This window comes from Planctellipticum variicoloris (assembly GCF_030622045.1).
Lineage (GTDB): Bacteria > Planctomycetota > Planctomycetia > Planctomycetales > Planctomycetaceae > Planctellipticum > Planctellipticum variicoloris.
The window spans coordinates 152,814-171,843 of sequence record NZ_CP130886.1 but is presented as its reverse complement, the minus strand read 5'-3'; the positions used below and the strand labels follow the sequence as shown (position 1 = coordinate 171,843).

At 62.7% G+C, this 19,030-nt stretch carries 15 protein-coding genes; 7 read left to right on the top strand and 8 right to left on the bottom strand.

Annotated features, from left to right (window positions below; all coding sequences use genetic code 11):
* Positions 1–66: 66 nt before the first annotated feature.
* The 4 genes from rlmN to SH412_RS00640 all read left to right on the top strand — a co-directional run bounded on the left by rlmN (position 67) and on the right by SH412_RS00640 (position 4,850).
* Positions 67–1,113, top strand: a complete 1,047-nt coding sequence (rlmN, locus tag SH412_RS00655) for a 23S rRNA (adenine(2503)-C(2))-methyltransferase RlmN (protein WP_336521570.1) — start codon at positions 67–69, stop codon at positions 1,111–1,113.
* 412 nt (positions 1,114–1,525) lie between these two features.
* Complete coding sequence (locus SH412_RS00650) at positions 1,526–2,533, top strand: hypothetical protein (RefSeq protein ID WP_336521569.1); 1,008 nt, start codon at positions 1,526–1,528, stop codon at positions 2,531–2,533.
* A gap of 349 nt (positions 2,534–2,882) precedes the next feature.
* The gene (locus SH412_RS00645) at positions 2,883–4,229 is read left to right on the top strand and encodes a DUF1501 domain-containing protein (protein WP_336521568.1); all 1,347 of its coding nucleotides are present in this window, start codon (positions 2,883–2,885) and stop codon (positions 4,227–4,229) included.
* A 138-nt stretch (positions 4,230–4,367) separates the two neighbouring features.
* Positions 4,368–4,850: a nucleoside deaminase gene (locus tag SH412_RS00640; RefSeq protein WP_336521567.1), complete on the top strand. Its 483-nt coding sequence runs from the start codon at positions 4,368–4,370 to the stop codon at positions 4,848–4,850.
* A 137-nt stretch (positions 4,851–4,987) separates the two neighbouring features.
* On the opposite strand, the gene SH412_RS00635 is transcribed toward SH412_RS00640, so the two are convergent.
* Positions 4,988–6,691, bottom strand: coding sequence for a PAS domain-containing hybrid sensor histidine kinase/response regulator (locus tag SH412_RS00635; RefSeq protein WP_336521566.1), 1,704 nt, complete (start codon positions 6,689–6,691; stop codon positions 4,988–4,990).
* A gap of 449 nt (positions 6,692–7,140) precedes the next feature.
* Between SH412_RS00635 and truD the strand changes: the two genes are divergently transcribed.
* A complete protein-coding gene (gene truD, locus SH412_RS00630; protein ID WP_336521565.1) occupies positions 7,141–8,340 on the top strand; it encodes a tRNA pseudouridine(13) synthase TruD in 1,200 nt (399 codons plus the stop codon).
* A 52-nt stretch (positions 8,341–8,392) separates the two neighbouring features.
* Here truD and SH412_RS00625 read toward each other — a convergent pair whose 3' ends face one another.
* On the bottom strand, positions 8,393–11,347 hold the full coding sequence (locus SH412_RS00625; protein ID WP_336521564.1) for a serine/threonine-protein kinase: 2,955 nt from the start codon (positions 11,345–11,347) through the stop codon (positions 8,393–8,395).
* A gap of 394 nt (positions 11,348–11,741) precedes the next feature.
* On the bottom strand, positions 11,742–12,062 hold the full coding sequence (locus SH412_RS00620) for a hypothetical protein (RefSeq protein ID WP_336521563.1): 321 nt from the start codon (positions 12,060–12,062) through the stop codon (positions 11,742–11,744).
* A gap of 163 nt (positions 12,063–12,225) precedes the next feature.
* Here SH412_RS00620 and SH412_RS00615 point away from each other — a divergent pair, with 163 nt between their 5' ends.
* The gene (locus tag SH412_RS00615; RefSeq protein ID WP_336521562.1) at positions 12,226–12,945 is read left to right on the top strand and encodes a metallophosphoesterase family protein; all 720 of its coding nucleotides are present in this window, start codon (positions 12,226–12,228) and stop codon (positions 12,943–12,945) included.
* Between the two features lie 18 nt (positions 12,946–12,963).
* Here the strand turns inward: SH412_RS00615 and SH412_RS00610 are convergent, their stop codons facing one another.
* From SH412_RS00610 to SH412_RS00590, 5 genes are all read right to left on the bottom strand, one after another.
* Entirely contained in the window at positions 12,964–13,266 is a 303-nt protein-coding gene (locus SH412_RS00610; protein WP_336521561.1) for a hypothetical protein, read from the bottom strand.
* Between the two features lie 244 nt (positions 13,267–13,510).
* On the bottom strand, positions 13,511–14,293 hold the full coding sequence (locus SH412_RS00605) for an SDR family NAD(P)-dependent oxidoreductase (protein ID WP_336521560.1): 783 nt from the start codon (positions 14,291–14,293) through the stop codon (positions 13,511–13,513).
* Positions 14,294–14,405: 112 nt separating this feature from the next.
* Entirely contained in the window at positions 14,406–14,876 is a 471-nt protein-coding gene (locus SH412_RS00600) for a hypothetical protein (RefSeq protein ID WP_336521559.1), read from the bottom strand.
* The gene (locus SH412_RS00595; protein WP_336521558.1) at positions 14,873–15,442 is read right to left on the bottom strand and encodes a peroxiredoxin family protein; all 570 of its coding nucleotides are present in this window, start codon (positions 15,440–15,442) and stop codon (positions 14,873–14,875) included. Before SH412_RS00595 ends, SH412_RS00600 begins: the two co-directional genes overlap by 4 nt.
* A 21-nt stretch (positions 15,443–15,463) precedes the next feature.
* Positions 15,464–17,353 (bottom strand): ATP-binding cassette domain-containing protein, encoded by a 1,890-nt coding sequence (locus tag SH412_RS00590; protein ID WP_336521557.1) that lies wholly within the window; start codon positions 17,351–17,353, stop codon positions 15,464–15,466.
* 228 nt (positions 17,354–17,581) lie between these two features.
* Here SH412_RS00590 and SH412_RS00585 point away from each other — a divergent pair, with 228 nt between their 5' ends.
* The gene (locus SH412_RS00585) at positions 17,582–19,030 is read left to right on the top strand and encodes a pectate lyase (protein WP_336521556.1); all 1,449 of its coding nucleotides are present in this window, start codon (positions 17,582–17,584) and stop codon (positions 19,028–19,030) included.

The window sequence follows — 19,030 nt, the reverse complement described above, 5'->3', positions numbered from 1 at the left end:
CACTTGGACGTTATACTTTTCTCTCTGACGTCCTGCGTGTGAACTGTCTCACATTCCCCGGAAATCATGCTGCTGCTCAAAGACCACACCTCGACCGAACTTGCCGAGGCTCTCGCCGACCTTGCTCCGCCCGACCGGCTGATCCGCCAGATCCATGCCGCCGCCTGTCGCGGGGACACCGAGCTGCCGGCGAGCGTCCCCACGGTCTCGCCGAAGCTGCTGGAGAAGATCCGCCAGCGCGTGAGCACTCCGTCGCTGACGGTCGTCAACAAAGTCGTGTCGCCGGAGGACGGCTTCGCCAAATACCTGTTTCGCGGTGAGGGAACTGGCCAGTTTGAGGCGGTCCGGATTCCCCTGCTGCACCGCCCGGATGACAAGAAGTACGTCATCTGCGTCAGCTCGCAGGTCGGCTGCGCCTTGGGCTGCGTTTTCTGCGCCACCGGCCGGATGGGCTTTCAGCGGAACCTCGCCACCTGGGAAATCGTCGACCAGGTCGTGCAGATTCAGGCCGACTCGGAGCATCCGGTCCGCGGCGTCGTCTTCATGGGGATGGGCGAGCCGATGCTCAACTATGACCGCGTGATCCGAGCGGCGAAGATTTTCTCCGAGCCGTGCGGTCTGGCGATCAGCGGCAAGGCGATCACGATTTCCACCGTGGGTGTCGTCCCCGGCATCCGCCGGTTCACTGCCGAGCAGCACCCGTATCGGCTGATTGTCTCGCTGACGTCGGCCACCGTCGAGAAACGGCTGAGCCTGTTTCCCATTGAGCGCATCCACCCCCTGCCCGAACTGATGGAAGCGGTCCGAGAGTATCACGCCGCAACGAACAAGCGGGTGACGTTCGCCTGGACGGTCCTGGGGGGGATCAATACCAGCCGGCAGGACGCCCGCGATCTCGCCGAACTGACCCGCGGCCTGCCGATTCTGCTCGACCTGATCGACGTCAACGATCCGACGGGCCAGTTCCGCCGGCCGACGTCTGACGAAGCGAACGCCTTCCGCGACGCGTTGCGGGAAGAGCTGGCCGCCCCGGTGCAGCGGCGATACAGCGGCGGGCAGGATATTCACGGCGCGTGCGGCATGCTGGCGGCGGTGACGGCTGCGGAGGGGTGAAGGGGTTCTACTTCGGAGCGGTGGAGGCGGGGAGAGGAGTAGTAGTTGGCAATGAGTCCGAAACCGGTGAGCCCGCCCCGGAAAGTCGTCAGAATTATTTCGATCGATTGATGAGTCGACTCGCGATTGCGATTGCAGTAATGGCAAGCACTCGTATACTGACACTTGTCACTATCTTTTTGTCGGCACATCGGATCGGGCTTGCTCTGCCGCGTTGTTGGCCGTGATCCCTTGAGGCTCTCGGAAGATCTCCCAAGCGGATCGGGCATCGCCGCGTCGATGGGAATATCTCATGAACAACTCCACTATCTCGGACCAGAGACCCGACAATTTCACCAGTTCGTGGAGAACCGGCACTGCCTCGGCAGCGATCAGTGAGATTGTGAGGAGCTCAGTCGTCGCAATCGTTGTGATGCTCTGCCTCAGCTTGTTGCGGCAATGTCAGGCCCAGGAGATTGAGACGCCGCCGAAAGGACCGGCGCACCTGAACGCCGTCCTGGACGACTGGTCGAGACGTGAGGCAGCGATTCCGTCGTTGCGGATTCGCTGGACCCGTGAGGAACGCCTGCTGGCAGCTCCGATGGAGCCGGATGACGCTGTGGAAGGTGGGGGAGCAATTCCTCAGGTCGTCGAGCTGACGACGGCGTGTGAGCTGGTCGTCGACGGTGATCGATTCCGGTATTTCCGCAACGGAGACCGTTGGATCGGGAAGGCCCATCGATTGGGAGTCGCGGAGGAGGCTCGCGCCTGGGATGGAGAAATCTACTATTCGTACTACCGAGATCCCACAGAGAAATACCCTCGCGGCATCATCGAAGCGGGGCCGCCAGTGTTCGACATCTTCATGCACGATGTCCACTCCCTGGCGCCGAAACTTGCTTTTCGACCGCTCAATTCTGTGTTCCGGACCATGCTCGATCCCGAGCGGCTCAGGTTGGCAGAACGGGACGAGTTTGTCGATGATTGCCAGTGTGCAGTCCTTGAGCTGATTCAACCTGCCCACGGTCGAGGCAAGCCACCTCGAATCCGGTACGAGCTCTGGATCGATCGTGCGCGGGCGTCACTTCCGCTACGGCTGGTAGCATACCGGAGCGAAGTTCCTATGTCCGACCTGACGATCAGTTATCGCCACGATGACAAGGTTGGCTGGGTGCCGACAGGATGGTCGTTTCGACGATTCGGTCACATTCCGAGGAGGCCGCCCTGGACGACGCTGGCAGTCGTGAAGGAGTTCGAGGCAAATCCTTCGATCGCCGAGGAGCCATTCCACTTCGACTACCCGCCTGGAACCATGGTTGGAGACAAGCGGGCCGGCACGTCTCCGGCATTCCATGTCATTCGGCTCGACGGCACCCGCCGCGACGTTGCACGCGATGAAAGCAGCGCCGACTACGATCGTCTGATCCAGCCGGGCTCATAGAGGGAGCGTCCGTGCCGGGCAAAGCCGCGGCTTTTCATCGAGGCTGCTTTTTCTGCTCACACTCCTCATGGCCTCTCAGGTTGCAATGCAGGAATGGCTCTGACAATGAATGTTCTGAAGTCGGATTGCCCCAATCGCATGAGCGTCGACTTCATGCTCAGCGGCGGTTTTCATTCCGAAATCGCCCTGGCCGATAGCGGGGGGGCAGTCAGTCGATTCAGTAACTCTTTGCGAGCCGACGCCAGACTGTGTTCCTCGTTTCGACTCAGTCTCCATTGCCCGCACCCATCAGTCTGCGTTAATATCTGGCCTCGACAACCCGCCCTCCGATCATCACCACAGGCGCCGCATGCTTTCCATCCTTGGACCGCGTTCTTCGGCTTTCTGCGACCGGCAGTCGCGGCGTCAGTTTCTGAAACTTGGTGGACTGGCCCTGGGCGGACTGTCGCTTCCCCAGCTTCTGCGGGCCGAAGCGGCGACCGGGCGGTCGCTGCCGCACAAAGCCGTGATCATGATTTACCTGTCCGGCGGGCCGTCCCACCAGGACATGTACGATCTCAAAATGGAAGCTCCCGCCGAGATCCGCGGGTCATTCCGCCCCATCGACACGAATGTGCCGGGAATTCAGATCTGCGAGCACCTGCCGCGGCTGGCGCGGATCATGGACAAGGTGGCGATCATCCGCTCGCTGTACGGTTCGCCGGACCAGCATGCGTCAGACATGTGCCTGAGTGGCTATCCGATCGGGCCGCAGGGGCAGCAGGACAATCATCCGTCGCTGGGCTCGGCGGTGTCGCGGTTGCTGGGGCCGGTCGACAAGGCGGTCCCGCCCTTCGTGGGGCTGACGATCAAGACAAAGCACGCCCCCTATTCCAATCCCGGCGTGCCGGGCTTTCTGGGGACGGCGCATGCTCCGGTGCAGCCGGACGGCGAGGGGATGGCGAACATGCGGCTGAACGGCGTGACGCTGGATCAGCTCCAGCATCGCCAGTCGCTGTTGTCGAGCTTCGACCGGTTCCGCAAGCATGCGGAGATCAGCCCGGCGATGCTGGGCGCCGACGTTTTTACTCAGAAGGCGTTCGATGTGCTGACGTCGAGCAAGCTGGTCGAAGCGCTCGACGTCGAGAGGGAAGATCCGGCGGTGCGCGACCGTTACGGACGCGGCAGCGCCGATCCGGCTTTCGGGGAAGATGCGGGGCCGCACTGGATGGATCAGTTCCTGATGGCCCGGCGGCTGGTGGAGGCCGGCGTGCGCTGCGTCACGTTGTCGTTTGGAAGCTGGGACCGGCATCACTCGAACTTCGCCCGGCTGCCGGAACAGCTTTCCCGGTTTGACCAGGGAATTTCTGCGTTGATCGAAGACCTGCATGCGCGGGGGCTGGACCGGGACGTGAGCGTGGTGGCCTGGGGTGAGTTCGGACGGACGCCGCGGATCAACAAGGACGCCGGGCGCGACCACTGGCCGCAGGCGTCGTGTGCGCTGCTTGCCGGGGGCGGAATGCGGATGGGCCAGGTGATCGGTTCGACGAATCGCCTGGGCGAGGTGCCGCAGGACCGGCCGATCCATTATCAGGATGTGTTCGCCACGCTTTACCGGCAACTCGGAATCGACGCGAACACGGCGACGATTCCCGATCCGAATGGTCGACCGCAGTTTCTGCTGGACCGGCGGGATCCGATTCGCGAGCTGGTTTAGGATGTAGCCACGTCGTATTACGAAGCAGGTTTCCTCAGGCTCCTGGAGCACTTGGCGCAGCTCGAAGTAAACTGGCGCGGCCCCGTCGGCAGAATCGACTGCCAAGAGTCGCCCGGCGTCAACGAGGAGTTGCTGCGAATGGACGAGTTCGACGAACTGATGGTGGCCATGCGGCGGGCGCTGGCAGTGGCGCGACTGGGAATGGCGTCGGGGCAGACGCCGTTCGGCTCCGTCATTCTGCAGAACGGTCGGGTGCTGGCCGAGGCACACAATACGGTATGGCGGGACACCGATCCCACGGCCCACGCCGAGATCAACGCGATCCGGCTCGCGGCGAGAGTCTCTCGGAAAATCGATCTGTCGGGCGCGATCCTGCTGAGCACCTGCGAGCCGTGCCCGATGTGTCTGTCGGCGATTCACTGGGCAAGGATTGATCGAGTCGTGTTTGGAGCGACGATCGACGACGCGGCAGCAGCCGGTTTTCACGAACTGCGTGTCGGAGCGCGCGAGCTGGCTGAGTTGGGGAGGAGTCCGCTGGTCGTCCAGGGACCGGTGCTCGTCGACGAGTGCCGAACGCTGTTTGACGAGTGGCAGCGGTTGGAGTCTCGCCGGGTTTATTGAACCGCCGAGTGTCTCCGGACTTCGCCCCCCCGCTCTTCACGGCTGCGTCCTCCACCCGCGGTCAAGGCCCCTGCCGCATGGGTCTGGTCTCCACGCCGCTACACGAGATCGCTTCAGGTCCGCCGATTCCGGCGAGTCTATTGCAGTCGGCGGCTCAACAGGTCGAGCAAGTCGCGGCGCTGGACCGGCTTCGTGAGCAGGTCGTCGAAGCCGGCTTCATGACTGCGGCGTACGGCGGCCTCCTCGGCCTCGGCGGTCACTGCGATGACGGGACCTGCGAAGCCCAGTTTGCGAATTGCGCTCGCCGCGTCGTAGCCGTTCATGACAGGCATCTGCAGGTCGAGCAGAACGGCGTCATAGGGTCGTCGACCCGACAGCGCCGCGGCCACGGCAGAGACGGCGTCCTGTCCGTTGACGGCGGCTTCGGTCTCTGCACCGGCTCGGCCGACGAAGCGTTCGAGCAGTCGCACGTTGGTGGGGCTGTCGTCGACGATCAGGATCCGCCTCCCTGCGAGCATTGTTGACGGTTCAACCGACGGCAGGGGCGCCGGCCGCGGTTCGACCGACTGCTCTACGGCCGACCGCAGCGGAATTCCGAAGCGGAATGTCGAACCGCGACCGAGTTCGCTGGAGACTTCCAGCCGCCCCCCCAGCAGACCGCAGAGGCGATGGCTGATCGCCAGTCCCAGTCCGGCTCCGCCATGAGAACGGGTCAACGAGGCATCGACCAGCGAGAACGCCTTGAACAGTCTGGGGAGCTGCGACGGGGAGATGCCGATGCCGGTGTCGATGACCGCGACAGACAGCGTCGGCGTCTTTGCCGCGTGATCCACGGCGATGCGGACTGAAACGGAGCCTCCGGGGCAATTGAACCTGACGCCGTTGGCCGCCAGGTTCAGGAGCACCTGACGGAATCGACGCGGATCGGAGAGGATACGGTCGGGGACGTCCGGTCCGAGAAAGCGGTGCAGAACGACGTCATTCTGTGCAGCGAGCGGCTTCAGCAGACAAAGGACCTCGTCGATCGTCTCGCCCGGCGAGAAGGGTTCGTCGTGAAGATTCGCATTGCCGGCTTCAATGGCGGTGAAGTCCAGAATGTCGTTGATGATTCTGAGGAGATGCCGGCCATTCCGCAGGACCGTGCGGGCCAGGTCGCGGACGTCCTCCTGGTTGGATTCGTCGACAATCACTTCTGCGAAGCCCGTGATCGCCGTCAGCGGCGTGCGGAGCTCGTGACTGGTGTTGGTCAAAAACTCGGACTTGGCGCGGCTGGCGGCATCGGCCGCCTCACGGAGGACTGCGGCCTGTTCGGCGAGGAGTCGCAGCTCGTCGGCCTTCTGACTCAGTTCACGCCGGGTGGCCTCGAGCCATTCATTCGACTCGATGAGTTGCCGTTGGCGGGCCTTCCGCAGAGAGATGTCCCGGATGATGCAGGTAAAGAAATGCTCGTTGCCGAAGCGGACCTCGGTGATTGCCAGTTCTGCCGGGAAGATTGTTCCATCCAGCCGTCGCGCTTCGACCTCGCGATTGGCGCCGATGATCCGGCGTTCGCCGGTTGCGTGATATCGCTGCAGGTATCCGTCGTGCTCGTCCCGGTACGGTGCGGGCATGATGCAGGAGATATTGCGGCCCAGGAATTCCTCAGCCGGTCGATGAAAGAGGCGTTCGGCGGCGGGGTTGAAGTCGAGCACGATGCCGGCCGGCGAGATGCTGATCATCGCGTCGCTGGCGGAATAGAGAAACGCCTGAAATTTGTCCTGCTCGCTGGCGGCGGTGGGAGCGGGCGATTGCGTGGACCTTCCGACCGTCCCCTGCGGGGGATTGCTGTTGACCAATTCCATGACCTCTCAAGCCGAAGTGAGGAGTGCACTCGCTCCGGAACCTGCGACAACAACGCCAGTCGGGTGGATTCGTGAGTCGAATTCGGGGAACCGAGAGTTTCACGGTTGAACCTGGCGGCGAACACGTGTGGTATCGGAACCGGCCGTCGAACGCTGAAGCGGATCGTTTTCCCCCCCAACAATCTGGTATAAACACGGTTTCTTGTACTTCCAATGGCACTGATCGGGGCTGGCATTTCGTTCCAACGGCTTGGAAAAACCCTCACCCTGCCATGCCAGCGCCAGCCTGTATAACGGGCCAGATCCGCCGTGTGTTCAGATCCAGAAGTCGTGAAACGATGGGGCGGCGTGGCTCCGGCCGCTGACCGCACCGGCGGGGCACGTTGGCCGGCGCTTCCCCCGTCAGCCAACTGTCGCTAGGGTAACGGTCCCGCTGAAAAGGACCCGCCGTGCCGCCTGTGAAGCTGAAAAGTCAGCCTGATGATTTTCAGGTCGACGAGTTGTCCGATTTTCCGCTGGAAGGCGGCCCGTTTGCAGTCTACCGGCTGACCAAGGAGTCCCTCGGGACGCCCGAGGCGATCACCGCGATCCTGCAGCAGTGGAATCTGAGCCGGTCCCAGATCAGCTACGGCGGACTGAAAGACCGGCACGCCGTGACCCAGCAGTGGGTGACGATCCATCGCGGGCCCCGGCAGGATCTGGAGCAGAGCAAGTTCCTGCTGGCCTACCAGGGTCAGGCACAGCAGCCGTTCACCCCGCAGGATATCGCCGGCAACCGCTTCCGTATCGTTTTGCGGGACCTTTCGAAGGACCGTGCAGCTTCGATTGCCGAAGCGGCCGGGGGGGTCGTGCGGGACGGGGCGCCGAACTATTTTGACGATCAGCGTTTCGGCTCGCTGGGGGTCTCGGGGGAATTCATCGCCAGGCCGTGGTGCCAGGGGGACTACGAGCGGGCGCTGTGGCTGGCGATTGCGGAGCCGAATTCCCACGATCGACCGGACGATCGGGTCGAGAAAGAAATTCTGCGGGAATACTGGGGGAACTGGGAGACGTGCAAGGCGAAGCTGCCGCGGTCATCGCGGCGGAGCATCATCACTTACCTGGTCGACCATCCAACCCACTTTCGAAATGCATTTGCGCTGGTGCGCGTCGATCTGCGCAGCCTGTATCTTGCGGCGTACCAGAGCGACCTGTGGAACCGGATTCTGTCGGCCTGGTTGCGCGAGCATTGTCGGGCGGAGGTCCTGCATCCCGTCGAACTGGCAACGACGACGGTTCCGTTCTTTCGCGATCTCAATGATGAAGAGCGAGGCGTGCTGCATGGCAAGGAACTGCCGCTGCCGTCGGCCCGTCTGCATCTGGACGAGGGGCCGCTGCTGACGCTGTACCAGCGGATCCTGAACGAGCAGGGTCTGGACCTGCGCGAATTGCGCGTAAAGTACCCGCGGGACAGTTTCTTCTCCAAGGGAGAGCGGGCGGCGGTCGTCGTTCCGCAGGAATGGTCGTGCGTCGTCGGCGCAGACGACCGCTATCCCGGGCGGCAGCGGGTGACGTTGCAGTTTCGGCTGCCGCGGGGCGCCTATGCCACGATCATCGTCAAACGGCTGACGGAGTGCGTCGAAACGGAACAGCAGCAAGGGGGACCGTAACACGCCGCCGGTGTCAGCAGCGTCTCGATTGCGGCCCGGCCAGATTCCAGCCCTACGGAGCGGCCGGAGATGCTGTGGACGGCAGATCCTCGAGCGGCGCGCCGATATCGAGTCCGTCTGTTGCGCCGCCAACCAGCGGGTTTGCGGTCCGTTCATCGAGCCGCAAATCGTCGATCACGATCTCGGACAGTGATCTTGCGAAGTTCCGCCCGCCCCAGTCGAGCGGGAGATTCTGCGAGCTGTTCAGTTCGCCGGAGCCCCAGAATCGCTGCCATTCTTCAAATTTCATCGTGTCTGCCGCCGAGCGATCGCCGGGACCGGGAGTGATGCGCCAGAAATCGCCGAGCTGGTCATAGAAGTTACGTTCGCCGCCAAACGTGAATTGCTGTCGAACGTCATCGACGGTGTCGGCGGCGCTGCGGATTTCGAGGAGAGCATGATCTCCGCGGAGGGCGATCAGGTTGTTTCTCGCAGAAATCTGCACGGGGAGGAGGCGGGAGCCGAACTCGTCGGCCGATTCGAGCAGCGCCAGGCCATTGCCGAGCAAACAGGTGGCATGGCTGAGATCCAGTCGAACCGAGACGTTGTCGGGGGGAGAGTCCATGGGTCCGACCACATGCAGCAGCACTTCCTCAAGAGCGAACGCGGAATCGACGACATTCACGCGAAGCGGGGCGGCGTCGCTGACGTGGAGCAACTCGGCGCCGCCCCGAATCAGGCTGCGACCGATCGAGAGGTCTGCTCCGGCGGCGGCAATCCCCGTCTTCATCATGCTCATGGCCGTCAGAGCCTGGCCGGGAGGGGTTGTGGACTCGACGACGGCCGCGGTCTGACGATGAGGATTTGAGACGGTCAGGTGCACTCCGCGCAGGTCGAGCTTCTCCGCGCGCTGCAGGGAATAGACGGCCCAGCGGTCGGCCGGGAGATATTCCGCCAGATTCAGATGAAAGGCGACGTTGTGAACTTCCAGCGCCCCGCCGGTGATTGTGATCATCCGGGAGTCGGCGGGATCAGAGGGGAGAGTCTGAGGCGCGAACTCCACGATCGGTCGAAAACCATTGCCGTTGCGAACGCTGCCGGCGCGAATCGTCAGACGCTTGTTGGTGAGTCGGATCGGACGTTCGACCGCGCCCCAGCGTCCGTTATAGCGAAGTTCGACTATCGCACCGTCTTTTGCATCGGTGCATGCCGCCTCCAGCGAGGGGTAACTGCGGGCAGCGGTCTTACCGCCAGCCGAATCGAGAACCACGATCGACGGACGAATGTCTTCGGCGGTCAGCGCCGGCGACAACGGAGTCGGGGTCACGGCCGGTGCGACGCCGCCCTGAAGCAGCGGCCCGGGGGAATTCCCGGGGGCCAGGCGATCCGGAAACGCGACCGAGCCCGCCGATGACGTTGCAGTTTCGGCGATTCCCGATCTCGCGGCAGGCAGGTCGACGACGCCTCCGGTTGCCGCCCCTTTGAGGATCTTGATCGCGGGATCCCCGAACGGAGCGACGGTCTGGGGATCGACGGATTCCGGGCGAGGCGGAAAGGGCGGATTCGACGGGCCGGGCGACTTTGCCCCCTCGACGATCGCCAGTTCATTGGCGGGCGTCATTTCCCGTCCCGGTTCGCCGCCTGGATTCGGAATCACTCCTGTGCTGGAATCAGCCGGAACTCCGGCGGTCGGAATGAGATTTTCCACCCCGGCGCCGACCAGAGGCTTCTGATCCGTGCTCGCGATCGCCGCAGGCGGCTGGCCATTTTGCGGGACACTGACAGGGGCAATCGATGTTGGCGATTGGGCCAGCGGCTGGGTCAGCCCGGGAAAATACTGAACAGCCAGGACCAGCAGCATGAGTGCCAGCGCTGTTGCTACCCAGCCGGCGTTCTGCCGCCAGAATTCGTCCGTCCGGGGTTCGGCGCGATAGACGACGCCCTCGCGCGACGTCGCCCGGAGGCCGAGCTGCCGCGCGACCACGAGCAGATCGCGGATCAACTCATCGGGGGTGGAATACCGCCGGCGGGGATCGCTGGCCATCATTTTACGAACGACGGCGCTCAGCGCAGGTGGCACGCGACGATTCTTCCGGGCCGGATCGGGGGGATCGTTGGCCTGGTGCTCGAGCAGCTTCTGCAGAACGGTCCCTTCCGGATAGGGAGGTTCCCCCGTGAGGCTGTGGTAGAGGGTGCAGCCGAGCGAGTAGATATCGCTGCGGACGTCGACGTTCCGTGGATCGCGGGCCTGCTCCGGAGAAATATAGTCGAACGTGCCGAGCGTCGTGCCGGCGACGGTCAATTCCTGAGACGCAGGGAGGCTCTCCTGTCGGGCCAGCCCCAGATCGACCAGTTTGGCCCGGCCATTGGGAGTGAGGATGATGTTCGACGGTTTGATATCGCGATGCACGACGCCAACGGTCGAGGTGTGATTGAGGGCGCCGGCGAGCTGAATGGTGAGATTGACGGCGTCGGCCGGTTCCAGTCGACCGCGTGCGTGGATGATATCGCGAAGATTCTGTCCGGTGACGAACTCGTAGGCGATGTAGTGGAGCCCCTGCTCCTCGCCGTAGTAGAAGACGCGGGCGATGTTTTCGTGATCGAGCTGCGCGGCCGCACGGGCCTCGTTCTGAAACCGCTGCACGGCGGTGGCTTCGCCGGCCTGCGACGGAGACAGAACTTTCACGGCCACGCGTCGGTGCAGCCGGTCGTCCCAGGCGAGGAACACCGAACCCATGCCCCCGAACCCGATGCGACGCTCCAGCGTGAAGTGTCCGATTTTGACGCCGGCAATATTCTCGGAGTCTTCACCCTGGCGAGCGACTTCGGCGGACAGAGGAAAGAGGCGGACCAGCAGGTCGTTATTGACCGGGGTGAGGGATGTGGAATCGTCAACGACGTCGCGTCGAGGGACGTTGATGACGGTTTCGCTTCCCGCCGAGATCGGACCGCGCCAGGGCAGCACGACCCCCGACAGTGGAGGATTTCCACCGTTTTCGCCGGGTCGCTGACTGAGACTGCTGGCCATGCTGAGAGTCGAATCCTGAGAAACCCGATCACAGAAGGGACGCACTGCGCTCGCCAAAGTTCCGCGGAATCGACTTCCAGTCGCTGCTTGCGATCTGAATTCTCAACCTGGAGCGAATGACTGCAGGGACGTATTCTCTTCCGGACGCCTCACGAGGCCAAGGCTGGCAGCGAGACAATCCGCAAGACAGTTCGACTGTGAAGGCAAACGGTTAATCGGCCGCAGGGACAGGTCGAGTCAGAAGTTGGAAGATCTGCGCATCGCGCGGCCATGAAGGGTCGTGCAATCCTTGTCCCCGGACCAGAATCTGTCAAGGGGACTCACTGCCGAATCCCGGCAGAAATCGACTCATCTGTTTTCGAAATAAGAAGTTACGACAATCCCACTGAAACGGCTACTGGGTTTCGACCGCAGGCGCTTTGCCACTGGCAATCTCTTCGACCTCAACCACAATTGCCGCGTAGAGATCTTCCGCCTGATCGTCGAGTCCCGCCGTAAACCGATCACTTTGAATGACTTGCGAGCATTGCGACCGGATCGTTACGTCGGCGAAGTGCTCTGCATCCGGCCTGTTGTCGGGCGAACGACACATCTTCTTCAACTCGTGGGACTTCGGGGAGAAATTCAACTCCAGGTGCTCGCGAAGTTCACGCGTGACCCGTTCGGCTTCGCGAATCTTCTCGCGAAGGGTGCGCTGTATCGTCGGCTCGGGCATCGCCCCCTCCCCAGAATCCCGGTTGGTATCGGCACTGACGATCTGATATGAGACTGGGTTCTGGCAGGCGCCACAAGAGGATCTTCGCGGCCAGCCCGTGTTTTCGCCGATCACAGACACGCAAACACACGTTTGCTTCCACCGACTCCCGGGACCGGCACGCATGAAAATCCTGGTGCTGGCGGATATTCACGCCAATTGGCCCGCGCTTTCCGCCGTGGCCGCTGTGGAATCGTTCGACGAATGTCTGGTGCTCGGAGATCTGGTCGAGTATGGCGGCCAGCCCGGCCCCTGCATCGACTGGGTTCGCGAACATGCAACATTGACGATCCGCGGCAACCACGACCATGCCCTGGTTCAGCAGGTGCCCTCTCCCGGTGGCAGCCCGTTCCGCCGGCTGTCCGGCGAAACGCGACTGCTCAATTACCGGCAACTGAGGCCGTCGCAGTTGAAATTCCTGGCCCGCCTGCCGGTGACCGCCACGATCCACCTGGATCAGCGAGTCTTCTATCTGGTGCACGCAACGCCGCGCGATCCGATGGACGAGTACCTGCCGGCTGAACCGGCACTCTGGAATCTGCGACTGGCGAACATTGACGCCGACTTCGTCTGCGTCGGCCACACACACCTGCCGATGTACCTGCCGCTCGAACGGCTCCAACTCCTCAATCCCGGCAGCGTGGGTCAACCGCGGGACGGTGATCCGCGGGCCGCCTACGCGGTGATTGAAGATGGGGTCGTATCGCTGCGTCGGGTCGCATACGACATCGACGCCGCGATCGCCGGGCTCAACGAGTGCGGTCTATCGGGCGAGCTGCTGGAACTGGGGAGCGCCATTCTGCAACGGGGGGGCAAGCCGCCCGCTGCGGGAACTGGCGGATAACAGGCCGCCGAGGAGACGCTACTCCTCGTCGTCGTCCTCGAATTCTTCCAGCGAATCGAGATCGCCGACGATGCTGATCGTTGCGAGGTCGGCCAGACGGTAAACCTGCCCCTGGAGCTCGATCTGGATGTCTTCGATCCCCGGCGTCTCCTCTTCGTCATCGCAGGTTTCGAGCAGATCGTGATAGTCGTCGATCGCGATTTCGAGCTGGGCGTCGAACTCTTCCGGAGTGACTCCCAGTCCCGCCAGCTTTTCGTCGTCGGGTTCGATGCGGATCTCGACTTCGGGGATGTCGTCTTCGGGGATCTGTTCGTCGGACATTGCGGCAATTCCTGAATCGTGATCGAGAGGCGGCCAGGCGACGGCTCGATCGAAACGCAAAACCCGTCTGGCAACGGAGATCCCACTAACATGGGAAATGGAGACCGGCGGCCTCCCTCGAATCGCTCGGGAGGAAGCCACTGCAGGCGTCCCGGATTTTCAGCAGAAGTATAACCGGGAACCGGGACGCCGTCGCGGGTCGATTCCGGAAAGTCCGGGCCGACGCCATCACACAAGTGTCTGGTTATCCGACGGAGGGAGGAACGCCGAGCGACTTGCCGCCGTCGATGGCGATGCAAGTGCCGGTCACCATCAGCGCCGCATCGCTGACCAGGTAGAAAATCGACTCGGCCACTTCTTCCGGAGCGATCATCCGGCCCCACGCCTGGGCCAGGGGGCTGGCTGCGATATACTTCCGCGCGGCAGCGTCGCGGTCGACGGCCTGGTCCAGGTCCGCATTGACCATGCCGGTCTCGCCAACCGGTCCCGGGCAGACGGCATTGATCCGGATGCGATCCATCGAGTGACAGAGCGCCAGGCTCTTCGTCAGTCCGACCAGCGCCTGCTTGCTGATGGAATAGACCGGGTCGTGAGCCCGCGGCAGCAGCCCCGCATTGCTCGCCGTGTTGACGATGGATCCGCCCCCGAGCCGCCGCATGTGCTTGACGGCGTGCTTGCAGCCGAAGAACGCCGACTTGACGTTCGTGTCCATGCAGGCATCCCAATCGGATTCGCTCACTTCGATGATGGGCTTGACCATCGCGATGCCGGCGTTGTTCACGAGGATGTCGAGGCGACCAGTGGCTGCGACGGCGTCATCAATGAGCTGCCGGATCGGTTCTTCGGTGCGGACGTCGCAGAAGCGGGAGGCGATGCCGAGCTGCTGGTACTCGTCCCGATTCTCCGGCAGCAACTGCACGTCTCCGACGAAAACCCGCACGCCCGCCCGGGCCAGCAGCCGGGCCGTAGCCCGGCCGATCCCGCTTTCGCCGCCAGTTACGACTGCGGTCCGTCCTGCAAGCTGCATGGCGAGTTCCTCGGGGCGGGTCTCGGGATTCGGGTATCGAGTATCGCAGAGAAAACAGTCCGGCGGGCCGACAGGTCGCGGGCGGAGGTTTCGACGGCGAGCGATTGAACGATTATTGGCCCGTGGAAGGATCTGACGACGACCGTTCGAACGTCGCTGGCAATTCCACAGTCATCGAGCGTTCTCGAGTTTTCTTCTCGGGGACAAAGTTCAGCAGATTCAGTTCCAGAACCTCGTACTTGTCAAGGTCTACGTGGGCGCGGGCCAGTTCGACGACTTTGCGGAGTGCGGCCTGGGCCTGATCATCATCGGCATTCGGATCAAAGAGGACCGTCATTGCAATTCGCAGCGACGGGGGGCCTCCCTTATTGCGGCCACCTTCCACAAGTGGACGGGACTTTTCAAAAGTGCGACCGATGGCCACCCTCAGCGGACGAAACGGTCGGGTGTGCTGATCCCAGTAGAGGAAAATGGCCACCGTCGACAGGACGCCGGCCAGCAGCATCACAATCACCGTCAGACGGCCGGAGAACTCCTGTCCGGTTTGCAGCCCGGTCCCCGAGGGGACGGAAGCGTCACTCATTGCTGAACTTTCTCTGACGTTAATCGTTTCAGGACAACGGCAAGTTCGCCCTCGGGCCGAGGGACGTCGCCTGACCAGGCGGCGTCCCCTTTTCGATCCACCAGAAATGTCGCCGTATCGACGAGACTGTTGACTCCCCAGCGCGCGGCGATTTCGCTTCGCAGATCGGTCAGGACTGGAACGGCGCCCATTCCGAGCCCCTCCAGCCATTCGCGATGCTGCTGCGGCAGCGCCGGCGAAAGGACCGCAATCTTCACATCCTGACGCTCCAGACCATCCAAGTGCTGCTGTAACAGTCGAATTGCGGATTCAACCTCATCCCGTCTCCCCGGAACGAAGATTACCAGCACACGATGCCGGCCCAGGTAGCGTTCGAGGCGAAACATCTGATTGTTTGCATCGAGCGTTTCAAACCTGGGCGCCGGCCGCCAGACCTGCGGAGACTGGACTGCCGCATTATAGCCCGCCGGGCGATTTGCCGAGACGCGCCAGACGCAGAGGGTCGCAATGACGCATCCGGCCAGGAGCACGGGAATCAGTCGGCGGTCGATTCTGGCGGCCTCCATCGGTGCAAGTCTCGGCAGTTTCTAGGTTGCGCCTTCCAGCAATTCCCAGCGAGCATAGACCTGCTGCAGTTCTTCGTGCAGTGTGGCCAGTTGCTGTGTGACGCGGGCGATCTCCTCGCCCGGCTGCTGGTAGAAGGCGGGGTCGGCCATCTTCGCTTCCAGTTCCGCCTGCTGCGTTTCAAGCGTCTCAATGCGGGTCGGCAATGTTTCCAGCTCGCGCTGCTCCTTGAAGCTCAGTTTTCGCGGCTTCTGTCCTCCCACGACAAAGTCGGTTCGACCGGTTTTCGTCGTCGTCGGTGCGGCCGCCGCTTCATTGGCCGCCTTCTGGCGGATCCAGTCGGTGTAGCCGCCGGCGTATTCCTTGACCCGCCCTCCCCCTTCAAAGACCAGCGTGCCAGTTACGACGCGGTCGAGAAATTCGCGATCGTGGCTGACGACCAGGAGCGTGCCGGCATAGTCGACCAGCAGTTCTTCGAGGAGCTCCAGCGTCTCGGCGTCGAGATCGTTGGTCGGTTCGTCCAGGACCAGCAGGTTGGCCGGCTTCGTGAAGAGTTTTGCCAGGAGCAGCCGGTTGCGTTCGCCTCCCGAGAGGTATCGCACCAGGCTGCGGGCGCGCTCGCCAGAGAACAGAAAGTCCTGGAGGTATCCCAAGATATGCCGGGATTTCCCGTTAATCAGGACCGTGTCGTTCCCTTCTCCCACGTTCTCCGCCGCGGACTTGTCTTCATCGAGCTGGGCGCGCAACTGATCGAAATAGGCAATCTGAAGCCGGGTGCCGAAGCGAACCGTTCCGGAGTCGGGCGTCAGCTCGCCCAGCAGAATTCGCAGGAGCGTCGTCTTGCCGGCGCCGTTTGGTCCGACGATTCCGATCTTGTCTCCTCGATCGATCACCGCCGACACATCGTCGAGGATCCGACTTTCTCCAAACGCCTGCGAAACGTGGCGGGCTTCGATCGCGATGTGTCCCGAGCGTTCCGTATCCTGAAGCTGCATCCGCACGTTGCCGGCCTGCGACCGGCGATTGCGGCGATCTTCCCGCATCTGCTCCAGGCGGCGGACGCGACCTTCGTTGCGGGTCCGCCGCGCCTTGACCCCCTGACGGATCCAGACCTCTTCTTCTGCGAGGCGTTTGTCGAACAATTCGTCCTGGCGGGCTTCGGCGTCCAGGGCGGCCGCCTTGCGGGCCAGGAAAGTCGCGTAGTCGCAGGTCCAGTCGAACAGCCGGCCCCGCTCGACTTCGACGATCCGTGTGGCGAGCCGCTGCAGAAACATGCGGTCGTGGGTCACGAAAATCAACGTCAGCCCGGATTTGAGCAGGTATTCTTCGAGCCAGCGGATGGAGTCGATGTCGAGATGGTTGGTCGGTTCGTCGAGGAGGAGGACTTCGGGCTCGACGACGAGCGCCCGCGCCAGCAGGACGCGCCGTTTCATCCCCGACGAGAGGTCTTCGAACCGGGCCGCGGAATCCAGCCCCATCTTCTCCAGCACGTTCTCGACCTGATGCTGGACCTTCCAGGCGTTTTCCAGGTCGACCTGTTCCTGGAGTCGGGACAGCTCCCGTTCGATTTCCGGGTCGGCGCCGGCGTGAAGTTGCTCTGTCAACTTATGAATCCGGGCGGCAAGCTCGCCGGGCGCACCGAGGCCGCCGGCCACTTCGTCAAAAATCGTCTGGTCGGCCCCGCGGGGCACTTCCTGGGCCAGACGTGCGATCTTGAGTCCCGGCGGACGCTCGATGACGCCGTTGTCGGGCTGCAGTTCGCCGTCGATGAGCTTCATCAGCGTCGACTTGCCGGCGCCGTTGCGTCCCATCAGGCCGATACGCTGGCCGGGCTCAATCTGCAGATTGATCCTGTCGAGCAGATTGGCGCCGCCGTAACTGAAACTGAGATCCGTCACCCTGAGCCATACCATGCCGAATCGGAACTCCTGCCGTAGACGCAAAAAAACGCAGTGCAATACCCCACTGTGACAGAAGGAGGGACGGAGAGAAAGTCGACCCGCGAAACTGGCCGAGAGTGATGGCCGCGGAACTCGTCAACGGATTTTCTACCGTTTGAAGTCCGCCGACCATAGACTGGAGATTCGACCATCAACCGATGGCAGAAAATCACTCCGGAAGCATCACAGAAGTTGAAAACCATGAACCGAGTCGCGGCCGTTTTGAGCGGGATCGTTCTGGGATTGACGGTCGCCGGGAGCGAACTGCCCGCGGCTGAGTCGACGCCGACGGAAGTTCGCCGATCGCTGATCCGGGCGGCCGAATTCTACACGCGGCATGTCGCGACTCACGGCGGATATGTCTACCGCTACAGCGCGGACCTGCAGAAGAGCGAGGGAGAGGGCAAAACCACACGCGACACGGTGTGGGTGCAGCCGCCCGGTACGCCCACCGTCGGTCTGGCTCTACTGGAAGCCTGGGAGCGGACCGGCGAGCCTGTTCTGCTGGAAGGGGCGACGGCGGCCGGCGAATGTCTGATCCAGGGTCAGCTCCGCAGCGGAGGCTGGACGGACCGGATCGAGTTTGCGGACAGCGATCGCCGGAAGTTCGCCTATCGTGTCGATCCGCCTGCGAAGAAACGGCAGTTCAATGTCAGCACGTTCGACGACGATAAAACGCAGTCGGCCCTGAGGTTTCTGATCCGACTCGACGCGGCTCGCAAGTTCCAGGACGCTCCGTTGCACGAAGCAGTCACGTTCGCCCTGGAGGCGATTCTCAAAAATCAGTTTCCGAACGGCGGGTGGGGCCAGGGCTTCGAGACGCCTCCCGATCCCGCCAAGTTTCCCGTCCAGCCCGCCAGTTATCCCGAGAGCTGGCCGCGAAAGTATCCGGGGGGGGATTACTGGTGGTTTTACACGTTTAACGACAACGCCATCGCCGACACGATCGAAATGCTGCTGCTGGCGGGTGAGGTCTACCGGGAGGACCGGTATCAGGCCGCGGCGCTGAAGGCGGCAGACTTCATCCTGCTGGCGCAGATGCCGGAACCGCAGCCGGCCTGGGCGCAGCAGTACGATTTTCAGATGCACCCGGTCTGGGCGCGAAAGTTTGAGCCCGCCGCCATTTCGGGCGGGGAGTCGCAGGGGCTGATCCGGACGCTGCTGGACGTTTACGTCGAAACCGGGGACCGCAAGTATCTTGAACCGATCCCGCGGGCGCTGGCGTATCTGAAGCGCTCCGAATTGCCTGACGGCAGACTTTCGCGATTTTACGAACTGCAGACGAACAAGCCGCTGTATCTGACGAAGACGTACGAGCTGACCTACGACGACGGCGACCTGCCAACGCACTATGGTTTCCAGGTGCCGAGCCGCGTGAACGAACTTCAAAAGCAATACGATCGCATCGCAGGACTTTCCGCCGACAAACTCGTCCGCCAGCGTCGGTCGCGAGCAGCTCCGAAGAGCTCGCAGCCCTCGGCTGATGAAGTGGCGCGAGTGGTCGAGGCTCTCGACGACCGCGGTGCATGGGTGGAGCCGGGACGACTCAAGTATCACGGCAAGGCCGATCCCACCGACCGGATCATCGACAGTGCGACGTTCGCCAGGAATCTGGATGTCTTGAGTCGGGCCGTGGCTGCAAAACCGTAG